Source organism: Streptomyces sp. NPDC047515 (genome assembly GCF_040643055.1).
Lineage (GTDB): Bacteria > Actinomycetota > Actinomycetes > Streptomycetales > Streptomycetaceae > Streptomyces.
The window spans coordinates 1-18,710 of sequence record NZ_JBEYTM010000090.1; the positions used below are offsets into that span (position 1 = coordinate 1).

At 67.6% G+C, this 18,710-nt stretch carries 14 protein-coding genes and 9 pseudogenes; 14 read left to right on the plus strand and 9 right to left on the minus strand.

Features of this window, described 5'->3' with window-relative positions:
• Positions 1–110 precede the first annotated feature (110 nt).
• A pseudogene (locus tag ABZ826_RS36545) lies at positions 111–319 on the plus strand (SAM-dependent methyltransferase); the annotation flags it as partial.
• Between the two features lie 36 nt (positions 320–355).
• On the opposite strand, the gene ABZ826_RS36550 reads toward ABZ826_RS36545, so the two are convergent.
• From ABZ826_RS36550 to ABZ826_RS36560, 3 genes and pseudogenes are all read right to left on the minus strand, one after another.
• Positions 356–1,840 (minus strand): DEAD/DEAH box helicase, encoded by a 1,485-nt coding sequence (locus tag ABZ826_RS36550; protein WP_361458511.1) that lies wholly within the window; start codon positions 1,838–1,840, stop codon positions 356–358.
• Positions 1,841–2,004: 164 nt separating this feature from the next.
• Positions 2,005–2,208 (minus strand): cold-shock protein, encoded by a 204-nt coding sequence (locus ABZ826_RS36555; RefSeq protein WP_361458513.1) that lies wholly within the window; start codon positions 2,206–2,208, stop codon positions 2,005–2,007.
• Between the two features lie 716 nt (positions 2,209–2,924).
• Positions 2,925–3,155, minus strand: a pseudogene (locus ABZ826_RS36560) (MarR family transcriptional regulator); the annotation flags it as partial.
• 2 nt (positions 3,156–3,157) lie between these two features.
• Here ABZ826_RS36560 and ABZ826_RS36565 point away from each other — a divergent pair.
• From ABZ826_RS36565 to ABZ826_RS36585, 5 genes and pseudogenes are all read left to right on the plus strand, one after another.
• A pseudogene (locus tag ABZ826_RS36565) lies at positions 3,158–3,379 on the plus strand (MFS transporter); the annotation flags it as partial.
• 28 nt (positions 3,380–3,407) lie between these two features.
• A pseudogene (locus ABZ826_RS36570) lies at positions 3,408–3,614 on the plus strand (heme-binding protein); the annotation flags it as partial.
• A gap of 25 nt (positions 3,615–3,639) precedes the next feature.
• Positions 3,640–4,071: pseudogene (locus ABZ826_RS36575) on the plus strand (aldo/keto reductase); the annotation flags it as partial.
• A gap of 98 nt (positions 4,072–4,169) precedes the next feature.
• Positions 4,170–4,964: an SDR family oxidoreductase gene (locus tag ABZ826_RS36580; protein ID WP_361458515.1), complete on the plus strand. Its 795-nt coding sequence runs from the start codon at positions 4,170–4,172 to the stop codon at positions 4,962–4,964.
• Between the two features lie 96 nt (positions 4,965–5,060).
• Positions 5,061–5,570, plus strand: coding sequence for a hypothetical protein (locus tag ABZ826_RS36585; RefSeq protein ID WP_361458517.1), 510 nt, complete (start codon positions 5,061–5,063; stop codon positions 5,568–5,570).
• A 3-nt stretch (positions 5,571–5,573) separates the two neighbouring features.
• Here ABZ826_RS36585 and ABZ826_RS36590 read toward each other — a convergent pair whose 3' ends face one another.
• Positions 5,574–7,286, minus strand: coding sequence for an FAD-dependent oxidoreductase (locus ABZ826_RS36590; RefSeq protein ID WP_361458519.1), 1,713 nt, complete (start codon positions 7,284–7,286; stop codon positions 5,574–5,576).
• 935 nt (positions 7,287–8,221) lie between these two features.
• Here ABZ826_RS36590 and ltrA point away from each other — a divergent pair.
• Complete coding sequence (gene ltrA / locus ABZ826_RS36595) at positions 8,222–9,616, plus strand: group II intron reverse transcriptase/maturase (RefSeq protein ID WP_361458521.1); 1,395 nt, start codon at positions 8,222–8,224, stop codon at positions 9,614–9,616.
• Between the two features lie 194 nt (positions 9,617–9,810).
• Positions 9,811–10,395 carry a GNAT family protein gene (locus tag ABZ826_RS36600; protein WP_361458523.1) on the plus strand — a complete coding sequence of 195 codons (585 nt, stop codon included), beginning with the start codon at positions 9,811–9,813 and terminating at the stop codon, positions 10,393–10,395.
• A 15-nt stretch (positions 10,396–10,410) separates the two neighbouring features.
• On the opposite strand, the gene ABZ826_RS36605 is transcribed toward ABZ826_RS36600, so the two are convergent.
• The gene (locus ABZ826_RS36605) at positions 10,411–11,580 is read right to left on the minus strand and encodes a transposase (RefSeq protein WP_361458525.1); all 1,170 of its coding nucleotides are present in this window, start codon (positions 11,578–11,580) and stop codon (positions 10,411–10,413) included.
• A gap of 10 nt (positions 11,581–11,590) precedes the next feature.
• Positions 11,591–12,001 (minus strand): transposase family protein, encoded by a 411-nt coding sequence (locus ABZ826_RS36610; protein WP_361458527.1) that lies wholly within the window; start codon positions 11,999–12,001, stop codon positions 11,591–11,593.
• Between the two features lie 183 nt (positions 12,002–12,184).
• Here ABZ826_RS36610 and ABZ826_RS36615 point away from each other — a divergent pair.
• Both ABZ826_RS36615 and ABZ826_RS36620 read left to right on the plus strand, forming a co-directional pair.
• Positions 12,185–12,544, plus strand: a pseudogene (locus ABZ826_RS36615) (UBP-type zinc finger domain-containing protein); the annotation flags it as partial.
• Between the two features lie 109 nt (positions 12,545–12,653).
• A pseudogene (locus tag ABZ826_RS36620) lies at positions 12,654–12,824 on the plus strand (IS5/IS1182 family transposase); the annotation flags it as partial.
• 48 nt (positions 12,825–12,872) lie between these two features.
• On the opposite strand, the pseudogene ABZ826_RS36625 reads toward ABZ826_RS36620, so the two are convergent.
• Positions 12,873–13,028 (minus strand): annotated as a pseudogene (locus ABZ826_RS36625) (transposase); the annotation flags it as partial.
• Between the two features lie 86 nt (positions 13,029–13,114).
• Positions 13,115–13,765 carry a VOC family protein gene (locus tag ABZ826_RS36630; RefSeq protein ID WP_361458529.1) on the minus strand — a complete coding sequence of 217 codons (651 nt, stop codon included), beginning with the start codon at positions 13,763–13,765 and terminating at the stop codon, positions 13,115–13,117.
• A 235-nt stretch (positions 13,766–14,000) separates the two neighbouring features.
• Here ABZ826_RS36630 and ABZ826_RS36635 point away from each other — a divergent pair, with 235 nt between their 5' ends.
• From ABZ826_RS36635 to ABZ826_RS36650, 4 genes are all read left to right on the plus strand, one after another.
• Entirely contained in the window at positions 14,001–14,141 is a 141-nt protein-coding gene (locus ABZ826_RS36635) for a hypothetical protein (RefSeq protein ID WP_361458531.1), read from the plus strand.
• Positions 14,142–14,224: 83 nt separating this feature from the next.
• Positions 14,225–15,412 (plus strand): cupin domain-containing protein, encoded by a 1,188-nt coding sequence (locus tag ABZ826_RS36640; protein ID WP_361458533.1) that lies wholly within the window; start codon positions 14,225–14,227, stop codon positions 15,410–15,412.
• A gap of 135 nt (positions 15,413–15,547) precedes the next feature.
• Positions 15,548–16,621, plus strand: coding sequence for a hypothetical protein (locus ABZ826_RS36645; RefSeq protein ID WP_361458535.1), 1,074 nt, complete (start codon positions 15,548–15,550; stop codon positions 16,619–16,621).
• Complete coding sequence (locus ABZ826_RS36650; protein WP_361458537.1) at positions 16,579–17,943, plus strand: MFS transporter; 1,365 nt, start codon at positions 16,579–16,581, stop codon at positions 17,941–17,943. Before ABZ826_RS36645 ends, ABZ826_RS36650 begins: the two co-directional genes overlap by 43 nt.
• 339 nt (positions 17,944–18,282) lie before the next feature.
• Here the strand turns inward: ABZ826_RS36650 and ABZ826_RS36655 are convergent.
• Positions 18,283–18,710 (minus strand): annotated as a pseudogene (locus ABZ826_RS36655) (transposase); the annotation flags it as partial.

Sequence of the window (18,710 nt, forward strand, 5' to 3'; positions counted from 1 at the left end):
CACGCACACGGTGACCGCCGCCTGCCGTCCGGAAAAGGATCCCGGGCGGCGCGTCACATCACAACAGGGCAAACGTTGCCTGATCCGGCACTAGTGGCCGGGAAACTGCCCTCGTCTCGCACCACCTCACCCGTGACGGCGGCGACAGCCGCTACCGCCGCGGCAGCTCCCGGCACCGGTACGCGTGGCCGGCGGAGCTCGACCTGATGGCACGGATCGCGGAGCTCGAACTGGAACAGCGCGTCGCGGACTGGGGCGGGGCGCCGTTCACACCCAGGACTCCGCGAAGCACATCTCCGTGTGGCGCAAGCCGGCCTGAGTCACGCACACGGCGTACGAGGGCACCGTTGCCGAGCTATGCGCCACGACGGACCCGGGCAGCCTTGCGGGCCTCGGCGATCTGGCGGGCCTCAGCAGACCGGCGAGACTCGCCACCGCCGCCGGCCCGCCCCGGGCGGGCGCCCAGACCGCGGAAGGGGGCGCCGCCGCGCTTCGTACGCTCCGCGACCGGCCCGCTGCCACCGACGGGAACACCGGAGGGAGCCTGGGCGCCAGTGATGCGGCTCAGCTCGGCCTCGCCGGAGCGGACCTGCGTGATCTGCGGCCTGATGCCCGCGTCGGACATGAGACGGGCCATGTCCCGGCGCTGGCGGGGGAGGACCAGCGTGACGACACTGCCGGACGCGCCGGCGCGGGCTGTACGGCCGCCGCGGTGCAGGTAGTCCTTGTGGTCGCCGGGCGGGTCGACGTTGACGACGAGATCGAGGTCGTCAATGTGGATGCCCCGAGCCGCGACGTTGGTGGCCACAAGCGCCGTGACGTCGCCGGTCTTGAACTGTGTCAGGGTGCGGGTGCGCTGGGGCTGCGACTTGCCGCCGTGCAGCGCCGCGGCCTTCACGCCGCTGCTCAGCAGGTGCTTGGTGAACTGGTCGACAGCATGCTTGGTGTCCAGGAACATGATCACGCGCCCGTCGCGGGCAGCGATCTCGGTGGCGGTGGCGTACTTGTCGGCGCCGTGCACCTGCAGCACGTGATGCTCCATCGTGGTCACCGCGCCCGCCGACGGGTCGACCGAATGGACCACCGGGTCATGGAGGTAACGACGGACAAGAAGGTCGATGTTGCGGTCCAGCGTGGCCGAGAACAGCATGCGCTGGCCGCCGGGACGTACCTGGTCGAGCAATTCGGTGACCTGCGGCATGAAGCCCATGTCCGCCATCTGGTCGGCCTCGTCCAGGACGGTGATGTTCACCCGGTCCAGGCGGCAGCTCTTGCGCTCGATGAGATCCGCGAGGCGGCCAGGAGTCGCAACGACCACCTCGGCCCCGGCACGCAGTGCGCTGGCCTGCCTGCCGATCGACATGCCGCCGACCACAGTGGCCAGCCGCAGCTTCAGCAACCGGGCGTACGGGGCGAGCGCATCGGTGACCTGCTGGGCCAGCTCGCGCGTGGGGACGAGGATCAGGGCCAGTGGCCTCCGCGACTCGGCACACTGCCCGGCCGTGCGCACGAGGAGCGCCAGGCCGAAGGCGAGCGTCTTGCCCGATCCGGTGCGCCCGCGGCCCAGGACGTCACGCCCTGCGAGGGAGTTCGGCAACGTGGCGGCCTGGATCGGGAACGGCTCGTTCAGGCCGAGGCTGGTGAGCATCTTCAGCAACTCGACTGGCATGTCCAGTTCGCCGAAGGTCGCCGCCGCGGGGAGGGCCGGGGTGACGGTGACCGGCAGCGCGAACTCCCCCTGTGGTGCGGAGGAGCGGCGCCCGGTATCACCTGGACTGGCGCCAGGGCGCCTCTGGTCCTGTGGGCGGAAACGGTCGTTCGTGCGAGCTGAACGGCTCATGGAGAACCTTCCTCGACAGGGCGCGCATCGAGGAATTCCCGACAGGATGAGCCGGATGAATTGCAAGAACGAGCCGGATATGAGACTAAAAGAATTCCACCGGAATGCAGAAAGTCGGGGCCCCACCGCAAGGCGGGGCCCCAACCATCTCATACGCTTCGACGTCAGGCGGGAGTGATGTTCTCCGCCTGCGGACCCTTCTGACCCTGCACGACGTCGAAATTCACCTTCTGGCCTTCCTGGAGCTCACGGAAGCCCTGCGTGGCGATGTTTGAGTAGTGGGCGAAGACATCCGGGCCGCCGCCGTCCTGCTCTATGAAGCCGAAGCCCTTTTCCGAGTTGAACCACTTGACGGTGCCAGTAGCCATGTCACATCTCCTTGGGGGCAGTGCCCGCGGGCCCACACCGTGCGAACCCCTGCGTTGCCACAATGAACCCCGTCCGGATAAGCACCGGAGATACGAAAATGCCCGACGACATATAGCCGCCAAGGCATTTGAAGTTTCGGGAACCACAACTGCAACTACAAACAAGTCTAGCACGGCAGAGACATCCGAACTACTTTCACCCGTGACGTAAAGCTTCAGCCTCGCGGCAGCACCGGATCAATATGCCACTCGGCGTCAACTCGAATACACACAGAAGGTGAATTTTCGGATTACTCAAGGTGCGATCAATGAGAACTCATCCTCTCCAGCGACGAGCCTGACCTCCACGACCATTTCTTTGCCCGAAGAAAGTCAACCGTACCTCTCGACTCGAATTATCTCGATTTATTTCCGCAAAGAACGCAAAGAGCAGGCCCGGAATTACTCGGTGTCGAGCTGCTCGCATCCCTCTTGCCACCGGGCCTCCCCCTCCTCGCGTGTTTCGACGTCGCTCAGTCGAACCACCGGGCCGTGGTGACGGGCTTGGTTCGCGAGAACGCTGGCCATCACGTCGTAATGGTGGCCCAGACTCAGTGTGTCCTTGCTTGCTGCCGAGATGCGGCGCGAATTCCCGTCGAACCAGCTGCGGATTCCCGCCCGCACGCAGCTACTGCCCCGCGATGGTGACCGCCAGGGCGCCGGGCAGCTTCCCGTACTCACTCTCGAACAGGTCGAGCAGCCAGTCCTCCACAAGGCTGTGGCTCTGCTCGTAGAAGTCGGAGAACAGGGCGAGTTGCCGCTCTTGCGTGATGGCCGCGAGGTCGCGAACGAACAGGCCTCAGCAGCCCGCGCTCCTCCAACCGGGTCACCAACCGCGTGGTGGCGCTCTGGCTGAGGACGACGAAGTCGGTGACTTGCCGCATCTGCAGATGTCCGCCCTCGCCGTCGCTGGCTCGGCGGCCTGGTGATCTCCGCCGGCCTCGGCTATGCCGCGCCCAACGCCGTCGGGGCCATCCTGGCCACCGCCGCTCTGGTGCCGGCCGTCATGTCACACCGGCTCGAGCTGCGGCCCACCCGCACCACCGCGGCCTCCGCCTCGGCGGCTCTCGACGCCTCCGCGGACGTCGACCACAGCGCCGCTCGCGTCGCAGCGGGAGCTGTCGGCCCCTGATCCCCGTACCCGCGGGGGCGCCGACCGCATGCCCCACCGATACAAGGAAGTTCCCTCGAGCACCATCACCGCGGCCCCGCTGACCGTCACCGACGCGGACACCCTCGTCCTCGCCGCTCGCCGCGCCGCCGACACGGCGGGCGTCCCCCTCAGCATCACCGTCCTCGACGCCGGCGGAAACCTGCCGGCCTTCCGCCGCTACGGGTGCGCCATGCTCATCTCCGGTGAAACCAGCTTGTCCAGCGCGGTGGGCAGGGAGTGGAAGGGGCCGCGCCATCGGCCTCTCGAACTTCCAGATCCCCCACTTGCAGCGGCTCCTGGAGCACATTGGCGTCACCCCGGCGGTCAACCAGGTGGAGCTGCACCCCGGCCTCCAGCAGACCACGCTGCGCGCCTTCCACGCCGAGCACGGTATCGCCACCGAGGCATGGAGCCCCCTGGCCCAGGGCGCGGTCCTCGGGGACGAGGCGAGCGTGGGAATCGCCGAGGCGTATGGCGTAACCCCGGCGCAGGTCGTGTTGCGCTGGCACCTGCGGAGCAGCAACATCGTGATCCCCAAATCCGTCACCCCCGACCGCATCCGGCAGAACCTCGACGTCTTCGGCTTCGAGCTCACCGACGCCGACATGGCCGCCCTCGCGGGCCTCGACCGGGGTCTGCGCACCAGCCCGGACCCCGACACCCTCAACTGACCTTGAACGCCCCCGGAGCGCCCGTTCACCACGGACGGACGCTCCGGGGCGCAGGCACCGCCGCAGCAGCTCCATAGCCTCGACGAGGGGAACGCATCATGCAGATCGATCTCTCCGGCCGCACCGCTCTGGTCACCGGCTCCACCCAGGGCATCGGCCAGGCCATCGCCACCGGCCTCGCCCGCGCGGGCGCCCGCGTCGTCGTCAACGGCCGTGGCGAGGAGCGTGTCGCGGACGCCGTCCGCACCGTGCGCGCCGAATCCGGCAGCGACGACGTCACCGGCGCCGTGGGCGACCTGGCGACGGAGCAGGGCACCGCCGCTGTCCTGGAGACCGTGCCGACGGTCGACATCCTCGTCAACAACCTCGGCATCTTCGGCTCCACGCCTCCGCTGGAGATCGACGACGCCGAGTGGCGCCGCTACTTCGAAGTCAACGTCCTGTCCGCCGTCCGACTCATCCGCGCCTACCTGCCCGGCATGAAGGAACAGGGCTGGGGGCGCGTCCTCAACCTCGCCAGCGACTCGGCCGTGGCCATCCCCGCCGAAATGATCCACTACGGCATGACGAAGACCTCGCTGCTCGCCGTCAGCCGCGGGTTCGCCAAGGACGCCGCGGGCACCGGCGTCACCGTCAACTCCGTCATCGCCGGACCGACCCACACCGGTGGCGTCGAAGCATTCGTCCGCGAGCTCGTCGGCGACGAGCTGCCCTGGGACGCGGCACAGCACGAGTTCATGGTCAAGCACCGCCCACAGTCCCTCCTGCAGCGCCTCATCGAGCCCGAGGAGATCGCCAACCTGGTCGTCTACCTCGCCTCACCCTTCGCCTCCGCCACCACCGGCGGCGCCGTGCGCGTCGACGGCGGCTACGTCGACTCCATCCTGCCCTGAGCCCGCCGCCGACCACGGTCTCCCGGCCCCGCCTGCTTCCACGCCCGTGGTCCGACCGTCCTCCCCGGAGGACGGCCAAGCGCTCCGGCGAACCGCGTGGCTCTGGCCCCGATGACGCGAAGTCGGGCACGCTCACGCGATCTTCTGTCCACTGAGCTCCACGCCGAGTACTGCACCCAGCGGGCATCAGCCGGCTTGGTCCTCTCTGAGGGCGCATGGGTCAGCCGTGACGCGGTCGGATGGCATGACGTCCCGGGGTTGGCCACCGACGAGCAGGTTGCCCGTCGGCGGCAGACGACAGACGCGGTCCACCCCGCAGGAGGTGTCGTCTTCGCTCAGCTGTGGCACACCGGGTCTGCTCCGCACCCGGACTTCTTCAGCGGCCGACAGCCTCACCTCAGCCCCGGCCTCGCGCCCTATGAGCCCGGCCGGTCCCGCAGCCGCTTCCTGCTTCCGCGGCGTTCGCCGGGTCGGCTGCCGTCTTCGCAGCGCTCTTCCGGCCGCAGGTGCGCCCACACCGCTGCTGGTCGCCTTCGAGCAACAGTGGCTCTTCCCTGTCCGGGGGCTGGCGGCCGCCCCCGACCCGGCGCCAGGCCGGCGACCTGATCCTCAGGCGCTGTAGTCGGCGAGGGCGTGGTGGACGGCGGAGACGACGACGGAGCCCTCGCCGACGGCGGAGGCGACGCGTTTGACCGACCCCGCGCGGACGTCGCCGACTGCGAAGACGCCGGGCAGACTGGTCTCCAGTCCGGCCGGCTGGGCATCGTCGGCATACATCCGGCGGTCGGTGACGTCAGTGCCGACGCGCACGAAACCCCTGTGGTCGGTCTCCAGGCACCCGCGCAGCCAGTCGGTGTTGGGGATGGCCCCGAGCATCAGGAAGACGTTGGCGATCGTGCGGGTCTCCATGGCACCGGTTTGGTTGTCGGCCCATCGCACCCGGCTGAGGTGCTCGTCGCCGTCGAGGCCGGTGAGCTCGGTGTGCGGGTGCACAAGGATGCGGTCGGAGGCTTCGATGCGGTCCTCCAGGTAGCGGGACATGCTCTCGGCCAGGCCCGGGCCGCGGATGAGCATGTGGACCTGCCGAGCGTGCCGGGAGAGGAAGATGGCCGCCTGACCGGCGGAGTTGGCTCCGCCGACGACCACGACGTCCTCGCCTTCGCACAGGCCGGCCTCCATGAGGGTGGCTGCGTAGTGGATGCCGTTGCCCTCGAACCCTGCCCGGCCGGGCAGGTCCAGTCGGCGGTAGCGCGCGCCGGTGGCCACGACGACCGTCCGGGCCCGCAAGCGGTCGCCATCCTCCAGCGTGATCGTGTAGGGCCGCTGACTGCAGTCCAGACCCGCCACGAGGCGTGGCAGAACGATGCGGGCGCCGAACTTCTGAGCCTGGACCTGGGCGCGACCGGCCAGTGCCTGGCCGGTCACCCCGATGGGAAACCCCAGATAGTTTTCGATCATGGACGAGGTGCCGGCCTGGCCACCCGGTGCCTCAGCCTCCAGTACCACGGTGCGCAGCCCTTCGGAGGCTGCGTAGACGGCGGCGGCCAGTCCGGCCGGACCGGCGCCGACCACGGCCAGGTCGAACACCAAGGCCGGGTCCAGTTCCTCGGCCAGGCCCAGGTGGTGTGCCAGTTCCCGGTTGGTGGGGTTCTCCAGGAACCGGTCGGGTCGGTAGACCACCACCGGCCAGGTCCGGCGGCCGCCCAGGCCGTAGCGGCTGAGCAGCTCGCGAGCGCTTGGGCCCGCGGCAGGGTCGATGGCGGTGACGGGGTAGCCGTTGCGCTCGAGGAACCGAAGCACTCGCAGGGTGTCGGCGGTGGTGGGCGGGCCGGCGACCAGCACGGTGGCCTGACCGTGTTGGATCAGGCCCAGGCGGCGCAGGATGAGGGCGCGCATCACGGTCTCGGAGATGTCTGGTGCCGCCGCCAGGAGTCGGCGGAACTCCGGCCGGTGCAGGCGTACCACTTGTCCGTCCTCGCCCATCCGTCCGTTGAGCAGGGTCTTCCGGTCGTTGAACAGGTCCAGCTCGCCGGTGAACTGCTGGGGGCCGTGCACTGTGATGACCTGGCATGTGCCGTCCGGGGCTTCGTGGTAGACCTCGATGCTGCCCTCCAGAACGACGAAGAAGTCCGCGCTCCGGTCTCCGCGCCGGAACAGTACGGTTCCGGCGCGGAGCTCCTCGACCTGCCCGAAGCAGCGAGCGCGGGCCACCTGCTCGTCGGTGAGCCGGGGGAAGGTCTGAGCCATCCGCCGATAGGGGTCGGTCGTGTCCGTAGACGCGCCGGACTCGATCGGAATCCGCATGCCGCTGCTCGTACTCATCAGCCCCACCACTGTTTCCGTGGAACCGGCCGGTGTCTCCCCGCCGGCGCCCGGCCGACTGCGTTGCCGGGACCTCTCCAGTGTCGCCCGGCGCCCCGCGAAGCGCTCGGACAGCCGCTGCCCGCGCGGCCTGCGGCGGCCACCGGTCGCACGGAAGGGGGGTCATGTGCGGTGCGGGTCGAAAGGAGCGACGATGGATGTGCCCCCGACGGAGGAGACGTGTCATGTCCGAGGACCGTGGCTTCGTTCACTTTCAGCGGTTCTGGCTCAGGTTCCGTTTGCGCCGTGAGGCGCTGTTGGTTCGAGTGGAGGTGAAAGACCTGCACCAACCCGCTGTCGCAGCAGCTGGGTTGAAGCTGAGGGCAGTCTGAGCCGGGTGATGCCGGGGAGGGCGAGAGCGGCCCTGACAAAGCCGGGACGTGACCAGTACTGCCAGATGGGGCGGGTCCGGCAAGCGTGATGGAGAGGAGTACGCGAGGAACCGGCGTTTTACGTCTCTTAAAGTGCCACTGGCTCGAACCTGGCGGATCTGGGCCGGAAGCGGTGCGTGCTCGGGTCATCCCTTCGGGTGGTCTGCCAACTCCTGGGCCGGTCTGCGAAAGCTGGTCGGGAGGCCACGAGGAAAGCCTGCGGCGTACTCGTGGCGATGCCGCAGGGACACAGTCGGGCTCCTCCTTCATCGAGCGAACCACAGTGAACACGGGAACCGTCCCGAACCTCGCCCCGCGATCTGTCTCCAGCAGGCTGCCGGGGCTGGGCGCATCGACCGCCGATCGGCCCGGGACGGGGGCGGAGCCGCCGTAGTACTCCGAGGCCGGGAGAGCCGGCCGCATGGGGAAGGGCGGCAGCGGTATCGAGAAGGGAAGGATGCTGCAATGCCGGAAGACGCCCCGCCGAATGGCGGAGCTCCGGGCCCTCGGGCCCGGGTACTGGAGATGCAGACCAAGCTTCACCGTTGGACGGTGGCCGATCCCGGCCGCCGGTTCGATGACCTGTTCAACCTCGTGCACGACCCGGCGACGCTGCTGGCGGCGTTCGACCGGGTTGCGGGCAACCAGGGAGCCCGGACTCCCGGCGTCGACGGCCTGACCGCCATCGACGTCGAGGAGTCCATCGGTGTTCCCGGGTTCCTGAACGACCTGCGGGCCGCCCTCAAGGACGGCTCTTTCCGTCCCTTGCCGGTGCGGGAACGCATGATTCCCAAGCCGGGAGGCTCGGGGAAGGTCCGCAAGCTCGGGATTCCGACGATCGCGGACCGGGTCGTTCAGGCGGCGCTGAAGCTGGTGCTGGAACCGATCTTCGAGGCCGACTTCAAGCCGGTCTCCTACGGATTCCGGCCCCGACGGCGGGCCCAGGACGCGATCGCCGAGATCCACTACTTCGGCACCCGGGGATATCGCTGGGTACTGGATGCGGACATCGAGGCGTGCTTCGACTCGGTCGACCACACGGCCCTGATGGACCGAGTGCGTCACCGAGTGAAGGACAAGCGCGTCCTGGCACTGGTCAAAGCCTCCCTCAAAGCCGGAGTCCTCACGGAACTCGGCGAGAGCAAGGAGACACTGACCGGCACCCCGCAAGGCGGCATCCTGTCCCCACTGCTGGCGAACATTGCTCTGTCGGTGCTCGACGAGCACCTGCACGGGCCGTGGGAGCCGGGCGGGACGATGGCCACCGAGGGCAAACGCGCCTACCGGCGCCGCAAAGGTCAACCCACGTGGCGGGTCGTCCGCTACGCGGACGACTTCGTCGCCCTGGTGCACGGCACCGAGGCCGACACCGCGGCACTGTGCGAGGAAGTCGCTGACGTGCTCGAACCGCTCGGCCTGCGTCTGTCGCAGGCCAAAACCCGGATCGTGCACATGAGCGACGGGTTCGACTTCCTGGGCTTCCGCATCCAGTGGAAACGCAAAGGAGGCACGACCAAATGGCACGTCTACACCTTCATCGCCGACCGGCCTATCCGGTCGCTGAAGGCGAAGGTTCGTGCCCTGACGGACAGGACATCGCAGCAGGATCTCGCCGCCGTGCTAATCAGACTCACTCAGATCATGCGCGGTTGGGCCAACTACTTCAAGCACACTGTCGCCAAGCATATCTTCGACAGGCTCGACGCCTTCGTGTGGTGGCGCCTTATCCGCATGCTGCGGGAGCGTCACCGTTGGAGTTGGGGCGACGTCCGCCGCCGGTTCACCACCCCCACCGGGCGGTGGCGACCCATCGCAGCGGACGGGATCGAGCTGTTCCGGATCGCGTCGGTCACGGTCAGCCGTTACCGATACCGGGCCAGCACGATCCCCACCCCATGGCAACCTGCGAACCCCGTCTGACGGCAGAGACCGTGGAGAGTCCGTTGCGCTGAGAGGCGCACGGCGGGTTCGGCGAGAGGTCCGGAGAAACGGATCGGGAGCAATCCCGGCACCGCGCTCCGGGCCTACTCAGCGCAGCGGGCACTGTGAGTGATGAAGGCGACATGATCTGCATCTCGACGATGGGGCAGTAATCCCGAAGCTATGGTGCAGCGATGAGCAACGACTCTCTCCTCGGCCGCGCTGTCCGTCTCGTTCCGCTGTCCGTCGATCATTCAGAAGCGTTGTTCCCCTCAGCGTCGGATCCCGAGGTCTGGCGTTGGATGCCCCGGCCTCGCCCAGGCTCCCTGATAGAGACGCGGGAGATGATCAGCCAGATGTTGGCGGACCGGGCGAGGAGATGCTTCGCCGTCCAGCGCCTCACGGACGAGGCAGTGATCGGCTCGACCAGCCTGTATGAGCTTGACCTCGCTGAGGGCCGCGCTGAGATTGGTGCGACCTGGTTCGATCGTGCTTGTTGGGGCGGTCCCTACAATGCCGAGTCCAAGCTTCTCCTGTTGGCACACGCCTTCGATGATCTGAGCCTTGCCCGAATTGCCTTGCGAACCGACAACCTGAATGTACGGTCCCAGCAGGCGATGACGCGGCTGGGGCTGGTCTATGAAGGGACGTTGCGCAGCCACATGGTGCGCCAGGACGGCACGCGTCGTGATTCGCTGTACTACAGCGTCCTCGTGGATGAATGGCCATCCGTGCGCGACAAGCTTGTCACTCGGGTGGCGGCCAAAGCCGCTGTCTGATCGTGTAGCGGCCCGTCACCGAGCAAGGAGGACCCGCTTCCGCAGGGGAGTAAAGCCGGCGCGACCGAACATCTGCCTCTTGAGCATCTTGATCCGGTTCACGGCACCTTCGGTGGCACCAGAACTCCAGTCCAGGGTGAGTCCGGCGGTCACGGCGTCGAAGTCGCGGTGCAGGTGGAGAGCGAAGCCGGTGAGGCCGGGCAGCTGACTGGCGTCGACGGCGTCGATCCAGGCAGGGAGGATGACGCCGAGGCGGTCGGTGAGGATCTCGCCGAAGTCGCGGATATGCCCGGCGACGGTGTCCAGTTCGGGGCAGCGGGCCAGGACGTCCTTCAAGCCCGCTCGGTCCTCCTCGCTGAGGGAGATGGGGTGACGGGTGAGCCAGCCGGTCACCTTCCGCACCGACGGGGGCGGGGGCGGCGCGTCCGGCGGAACAGCCCGCAGGGTGGCGAAGTAGGCGCGGACCATGCCGTAGGTGACTGGGGCGCCCTGGGCGACCAGCTCACGCTGGAGCAGGGTGACGCTCGTGCAGCCCTCGGTGAACCGCTGGTCCAGGTGGGGCTTATGGGGGTCCAGACGACTGGGGCGGGGCCGGTTGTCGCGGAGGGTGTCCTGCCAGCGCGCGGCGCTGGCGTAGCGCAGCACGGTGTTGAGGCCCCAACCCAGGTGCCGGGCGATAGCCCGGCGGGAGCGGCCTTGGGCGAGGAGTTCGTGGACCAGGGCGTGCGCGGCCTTCTTGCGCTGGGCCCGTCGGCCGGCCGGTTCCGGGCGGAGGGGCGCCGGGGCCGCCTGCGGGATGCTGGAAGGCGGCTCGTCCGACATCGGGGTGCGCAGGCACTCGCGGTGGGCGGCGACGCAGGTCTCCACGGCCCGGCCCAGGCCCTGCCACAGGTGGAACCGGTCGGCGACCTGGAGAGTGTCGTGGACGCCGAGCCGGGCGCCTTCGGCGTAGGCGCCGGCCCGGTCCCGGCAGATGATCTCCACGCCGGGGTGGGCAGTGAGCCAGGCGGCCAGCGGCCCGGCCGTGCGGGTCGGCAGCACATCGACCACGCGATGGGTTTCTCCGCAGGTCAAGACGGTGGAGTAGCTCTGCCCGCGGCGGGTCGCGAAGTCGTCCACGCCCAGCACGCGCGGCGTGCTGAACAGCGGGTCCGGCAGCGCCACGACCCTGCGGAGCAAGGTCATCCGCCCCGCGTTAATGCCCAGCTGGCTCGCCAGACGGGCGCCCGGCCCGCCCGTCGAGCGCGAGCCCGACCCGTTCCAAGAGGTGATTGAGGCGCGTAGGGAAGCGCGCGTACGGGCGGGTCAGCTGGGCGAACGGCTCGGCGAAGGTACGACGCGAGCAGTCGCCCGCATCGCAGATGAAGCGCCGGACCGTTAGTCGGATCGTGACGCTCTGCCCGCCGAGCGGAAGATCTTTCAGCCTGCGCTGGTAGGAGTCGTGCACGCGGCCCGATATGTGGCCGCAGTCGGGGCATGTCGCCGCGGCCGCCCGGCCTCGCGCCGTCACCTCGACCGTGCCGAAGGCGGCTGTCGCCGCTTCGACGTCCACATCGTCGATCCCGTCGAACACGAGAGAGTCCCAGGACAGCATGTCGGTCTGCATGACCAGAACTGTCACCCTCCACGGCCAACCACGGCGGACATCCCTCCTGACCTGATGGAGCGTCAGTTTCGTATGGAAGACGGCATAGAGTGCGCGGGCTCACACGAACTCGACTCCCACAATCGAACGCTGCCGTGACGCTCCGCGACCGTTCCTCAAGATCCGTGCCAGAACCCACTACTCATGAATAGAGCCAAGGACCGCGACATTCCCGACATCGACCCCTCAGTGCCCCCGAGCGGAGATGGCTGCGTCGAGTGCCTGGCCGGCGTCGGCCCCGGCTGGTGGTTCCACCTGAGCCGCTGCGCCGCCTGCGGCCACATCGGCTGCTGCGACTCCTCCCCCGCCCAGCACGCCACCCGTCATGCGCACCAGGCCTGCCACCCGTTCCTCGTCGGCATCGAACCCGGGGAGGACTGGAACATCGGAACCGAGCAGTCCTGCACCGGTCCCAGCTTGGCCCCGCCCGCCAACCACCCCACCGCCCAGCCCGTCCCAGGACCGCAAGAGCGCGTACCGGGTGGCTGGGCACGGCACCTCCACCGAGCCACCGCCTCGCCGCTGACTTCCTCTCAGTACTGCTACCGCATCAGGGGGTTGTGGCCTCGGCGTTGGCAGCGGGAGCGGCGGGCAAGGGCCTGACCGTGTCTGTGGAGTATGACCAGCGATCGCCCGCCGCGGCGCTCCGCACGGCTCCGCCCCGGGCAAGACCCACTGGGTCGTCGAGCACACCTTGACCTGGCCTCACCAGTTCAAGCGTCTACGCATCCGCTACGAGACAGGCACCGATCTCCACCAGGGACTCCTCAGGGTTGTCCCGTAAATGATCTCCGCTGACCGGGGACACGGATGCCGTGGGGCGGTGGTTCGCTCAGCCCGTCAGGGCGAGGTGGTGCAGGCGTGTGATGCCGAGCATCGCGTGGTGCACACCGTCGCCCTTGAGGCAGCAGTCGTGCAGGATCTTCCAGCCCTTCATGCGGGCGAAGGCGTGCTCAACGTGTGCGCGAACTCGCTTGTGGGAGCGGTCGCCGCGACCAGCACGCGCAAGGCCCGCCACGATCGCCGGCGCTGCGCACTGCCGCACCGCCATGAGGGAACGGACGGAGTTCCGCGTCAGCCCCGGCCGAGGACGCAGAACTCGTTGCCCTCCGGGTCGGCCAGGACGACCCAGGAGACGTCACCCTGACCCACGTCGGCCCGTGTCGCGCCGAGACCTTCGAGCCGGGTGACCTCCCTCGCCTGATCCTCGACAGGGTTGGACATCACATCGAGATGGACGCGGTTCCATACGACCTTGTCGTCCGGCGTGCGGCGGAACTCCAGGTACGGCCCAACGCCCTCGACGGAGCGCAGCAGGGCGCGGTCGTCGGTCAGCTCGTGGACGGTCCAGTCGATCGCATCGCCCCAGAACCGGACCATGGCCCGTGGGTCGGCGCAGTCGACGACCACAGCGGCTATCGGCCCGGTGTCCCGGTAGAGCTCTCGGGGCTCCAGGACGCTGAACACGTTGCCTTCCGGGTCGGCCATCACCGTCCACGGCACGTGGCCCTGGCCCACATCGGCGGTCGTCGCCCCGAGCTCCTTCAGACGTGCGACCAACTCCGCCTGATGGGCGTCGGAAGTGGTGGCGAGCTCGATGTGCACGCGGTACTCGACGGTGTGCACCACGCGATGCTCGGCATCACACGCCTGCACCACCTCGCCCTGACGGGCTGAGCGAACCACCGCCCCACGGCATCCGTGTCCCCGGTCAGCGGAGATCATTTACTGGACAACGCTTGGAACTCGCCTGCACCACTATCCGCTTGAGGCAGATACGCACCGCGTCCTGAAACGATCCGCGGCCCGCCCCTCACATTGCACAGTCGTCAACGATTGGCAAGCGCTCCGGAAACTATGGCTCAATACATCGCTCAATGATCTTTCACACGTTTGCCCGCAGTCATGGACAGCAAGTAGTAGGAATGAAAGGGCAAGTTCTCTAGCCGAGGAGTCATCGATGGCCAAGGTTCCCTCAGTACCCAAGAGCGAGTCTCACTCGGCCCGCCGGCCGAAGAAGATCGGGTTCTCCGTAGAGACGGTGAAGACGGCCCAGGTCAAGAGCGTGCCGAACCTCGAAGTCGACCAGAAGGACGTGTAAAGGCAGGGGGCAAGTTACTGTCCTTACCCGCCCGGTGGCTCCTGGAGCCACCGGGCACTCCCCTTAAACCTGTGAGGAATGGCGTGTTCGATCTCGAATCCCTGCTTGCCCCGATACCTCTCGATCAATTCCTTCGTGAGAACTGGACAACCCGGGGCGTCGCCTTACGTGGGCAGCACCGGGACCGTTTCCGTCCGCTCTTCTCATGGGATCAGCTCAACCACCTTCTCAATTTCCATCGCCTCCGGTTCGGCGAAGAAATCCGCCTGGCGGCAATAGGCAGAAAGATCTACGACAAGCCCGAGACGCCCGAGGAGTGGATCAAGCACTGCCAGGACGGCTACACCCTCATCATCAACCAGTTGCAGGCGCGGCTGCCCGCAATCGCCGAACTGGCAACGGGGATCGAGCGGGCGATCGGCCACCGGAGCCAGGTCAACATGTACTGCTCCTGGCCTGAGCAGCAGGGGTTCGACCAACACCACGACGACCATGAGGTCTTCATCCTGCAGATCGAGGGGACGAAGCGCTGGGTCGTCTCCGAGGAGACGTACAAATACCCGCTCGACAAATACAACAACGTCTCCGCTGACACAGGCGAACCCAAGGGGCCCCCGTACATCGAGACCGAACTCCATCCGGGGGACGTGCTCTACATTCCACGGGGCCACTGGCACTACGCGGTGGCCGGTGACGAACCCTCATTGCACCTGACGCTGGGAGTGACGTGCCGCACCAGCGTCTACTGGCTGAAGTGGCTTGCGGACGAGCTGATGGACGAGGAGGAGTGGCGACGCAATCTCCCGCCCGTCATCGGAGGTGATACGACCCAGCTCGCCGACCACGTCCGCCAACTGATGGGCAGGCTCGCCGCGCGGGCCGACGACGAGCAGTTGGTGAAGGCGTACCTCGCCCATCATCTGACAACCCAGGACAGCCGTCACCGGGAGGTCAGCCTCCCGAGCCAGTCCGGGTTCCATCCCCTCTCCACGAACGGCGACACACGTCTACGGCAAGCACAATTCAACCCCGTCAAGGTTGATTACGATGCCGAGGCCGAACAGCACCGTATCCAGTTCGGCGCGAGGAAGATCACGCTCGACGGCGCTCCCGCAGAACTCATCGACAATCTTTTCCGCCGCACGTCGTTCACCCTTGCGGAAGCCGGCAGCTGGGCCCCCGAATTCGACCTGGCCGAAGACATCGCCCCACTGCTACGGCTGCTGGTCGAGGAAGGAATCCTTCTGGAGGAGGATCCTCCGCCGGCGTGAACACCGCCAGGAATCCCGGCCCGGCTTGCGGCATGACGGGCAGGCGGTCCCTGTTCCCCGGGCCTGTACCAGGGGGTCAGTTCTTCTCGAAGGCCCTGACCCCGCAGGGCGATCACCGTTGACGGAGACAACCAGATGAAGATCGGCCTGATGGAGCTCAGCGCACACAGCGAGGTCCTCGACAGTCTCATACGGCAAGCCATCGATGTCGGGGCGAGCCCGACCGTCTACACCAATTCGTTCTGTGCCGAATCCTCGGAGGCCGCCGAATCCGCGGAAGTCGAGTGGAAGGTGTGTCCCCCGGGTCTGCCGTACGCAAAATTCCTGGAGAAGTGCACGTCCTCGATCGCCTCGCAGGACCACCTGTTCATCATCACCCCAGTCGATTCCCTGTGCGGCCTGCTCTCCGACGCGAGCGCGAGGACACCCGCCTGGCACTTCCTGGTGCACAACCTCAACACGTTCACCTCGTCAGACGGCAACCGGCCGAGCGCTGCCATCGCAAAGCTCGTTCTCGACGGCGCGGCAGGCGTCCTTCTCCCGGATCTCCGGCTCAGGAAGACCGGCGACCCTCTGCGGAGCCGCGCCATCAACATCGCCTACCCGCAGCATCCGCCCACGGAGTTCGTGAGGGACGAGGTGCGGTGCTGTATCCCGGGGAGAATGTATTCCGGCAGGGACCACGCCGAGGTTCTGTCCGCACTGGAAATCGCCGCACCACGGCTGACGAAGCGACTGCGGGTCGAGTTTCTGGGAGAGCACTCCGCTGAGAACACCAAGGCTGCCGTGGAAGCCGCGAGGAAGGCGGTCGCCCCCTCGGTCGAACTGCGAGATCACCCGGGTTATGTCCCTCAGGAGGAGTTCGACCGGACCCTGGCAGAGGCTGACTTCCTCATTCTTCCGGTCTCCGAGCACCTCACACGTAACGGCATCATCGAGACGCGCGGCCAGACCTGTGTCACGGGCAACATCAACGACATGGTCCGGTTCGGCCTTCCCTCGCTCATGCCCGCCTTCTATCCGCTGAGTGGTCATACCGAAGGGATGACGGCACGGTACGGGGGCATTCCGTCCCTGGCGGACCTGATCGTCACCTGGGTGAACACCGGCGAGTTCAACCGCAGGAAGCGGGCGGCGGCACCGGGACTGGAGGCCTACCGGGCCGAGTGCCTGTCGGCCCTGCGCGAGCAACTGGGTCGCCGTTACTGACCTGGAACCTGTCCCGGAAAGGCAGGCATCCGAACCCGATTCGAAGGAAAGCGACGCGTGCCATCAGGAGAGCAACGGCGCCCCCAGAGGCGCATATGACGACCGATGTATTTCGTGGCCCGGTACGTTTCCTGACGATCGCCAGTTTCGTCACCACCGTCGGCAGCGGGCTCTATCTTGCCGGAAGCATGCTGTTCTTCACCCGCGTCGTCGGGCTGAGTGTGTCGGGCGTGAGCACCGGCCTTGCCATCGCGACGGTCGCCGGCATCGTGTCGGGCCTCCCCCTCGGTGCTGTGGCCGATCGCGTCGGGCCCCGGGGACTGTACGTCGCCACCCAAGGTGTCCAGGCGACGGCGATGTTCCTGTTCCCGATGACACACTCCTTCGCCGTCTTTCTCGCGCTGGTCACCGTCGCCTCCATCGGCCAACGCGGCGCCCAGGCTGTCGGCGGCGCCTTGATCGCACGGATCAGCGAGCCCGGCGAACGTACCCGCATCCGCAGCCATCTCCGAGCGGTCACCAACCTCGGGATGGGCATCGGCGCCGCTGCGGCCGGCGTCGCGCTCCAACTCGACTCGACAGCGGGCTACACCCTGCTGATCCTGGCGAACGGACTGAGCTTCCTCGCAGCGGCAGGACTGCTGCTCAAGATCCCGTCCGTGGAGCCGGTGTCACGCCCGTCGGGCACGCGGCGCATGGAGGCTATGCGGGACGGACCATACCTCGCGCTGTCGCTGTTGTGCGGGCTCATCGCGTTCCAGTACGACGTGGTGTCCCTGGTCCTGCCGCTCTGGCTGGTGTCGCACACCGTGGCGCCCCCCTGGTGGCTTTCCACACTGCTGGTGACGAATATGGCAGTGGTCGTGCTGTTCCAGGTCAAGGCAACCCGGTGGGTGAGAGGCCCGCTGCCCGCTTCCACCGCGCTCCGTGGAGCAGGATTTCTGTCCCTCGCCGGCTGTATCGTGCTCGCCCTCGCCGCAGGGGTTTCCGCCCCCATTGCCGCGGCCCTGTTGCTCGTCGGCGTGCTCCTGCTGTCATCGGGAGAACTCGGCCTGGCCGCAGGAGCGTTCGAAATCAGCTTTGTGCTGGCTCCGGAACACGCCCAAGGCCAGTACCAGGGAGCCTTCAACCTGGCTGATGGCGTGGTACGCGCAGCGTCACCGGTCGTGCTCACCGCTCTCTGCCTCCAATGGGGCCAGCCCGGCTGGGTGGTACTGGGCGTCGCCCTCGCGCTCTGCGGCCTGGCCACCCGGCCGCTCACCCGGTGGGCACTGCGCACCCGGACGCTTCCGGCGCCGAAAGCACCCCTCCCCGTCGGCTGAGGGCTCATCGCGGGACAGGGCCGCTCGCACACCCTGACCAGACGCTCACGGGCCCTCTCACTTGGTACAGCCGGAAAACGCCTCTGCAGTCGTGACTTCCTCGGACCTACCCGAGGAACGACAGCCGCACCTGCCTGTTGGTATTGCTGGTGTTTGTATCCACCAACTTCCGTTAGCCTCGATCTTTCGTGATTGGTCGTCAGCTTTGGTTGGCGGCTGATGCGTCGTTGTGGAGAGTGTGCGGGCAAGCGGAGGGCCCGATCGTCACATCGGGTGGGCGCCGGGTTCCACGGTTCCGGTCGGTGGTTCTTTCTGTTCGTCGGGGCGGGTCGTTGCTGGTCAGCCTGGGTTCGGGAGGGCGTCGAGCCGTCTGATCGCGTCTGTGATCACGTCGGTCCATGGCCAGTGGCGGGCGAATCGCAGGTGTCGTTGGCGGGCGGTGGTGATGAGTTGGGCTGCGGCGGAGAACAGCCGCAACCGCAGACGGCGGGGCTCCCAGAGGCGGGGCTTGCCGGTCAGGGCGAGCATCGGCGGGGCAGGTTCCGCAGACCGGTGGCCCGCGCGTTGCGGATGCGGTCCTCTGCCCTCGCCCGTCGGCGGTGCCTCAGTTCCAGCTCCGTGATCTTCCCGCCTGCCGTGTTGGTGGCGAAGCAGGTCAGCCGCAGTCCGTCGGCGTCAGTAAAGCGCAACTGGGCGCCGGGATGGGGCCGTTCCTTGCGGACGATCAGTCGCATTCCCTTCGGCCAGCCCTTGAGTACATCGCCGTC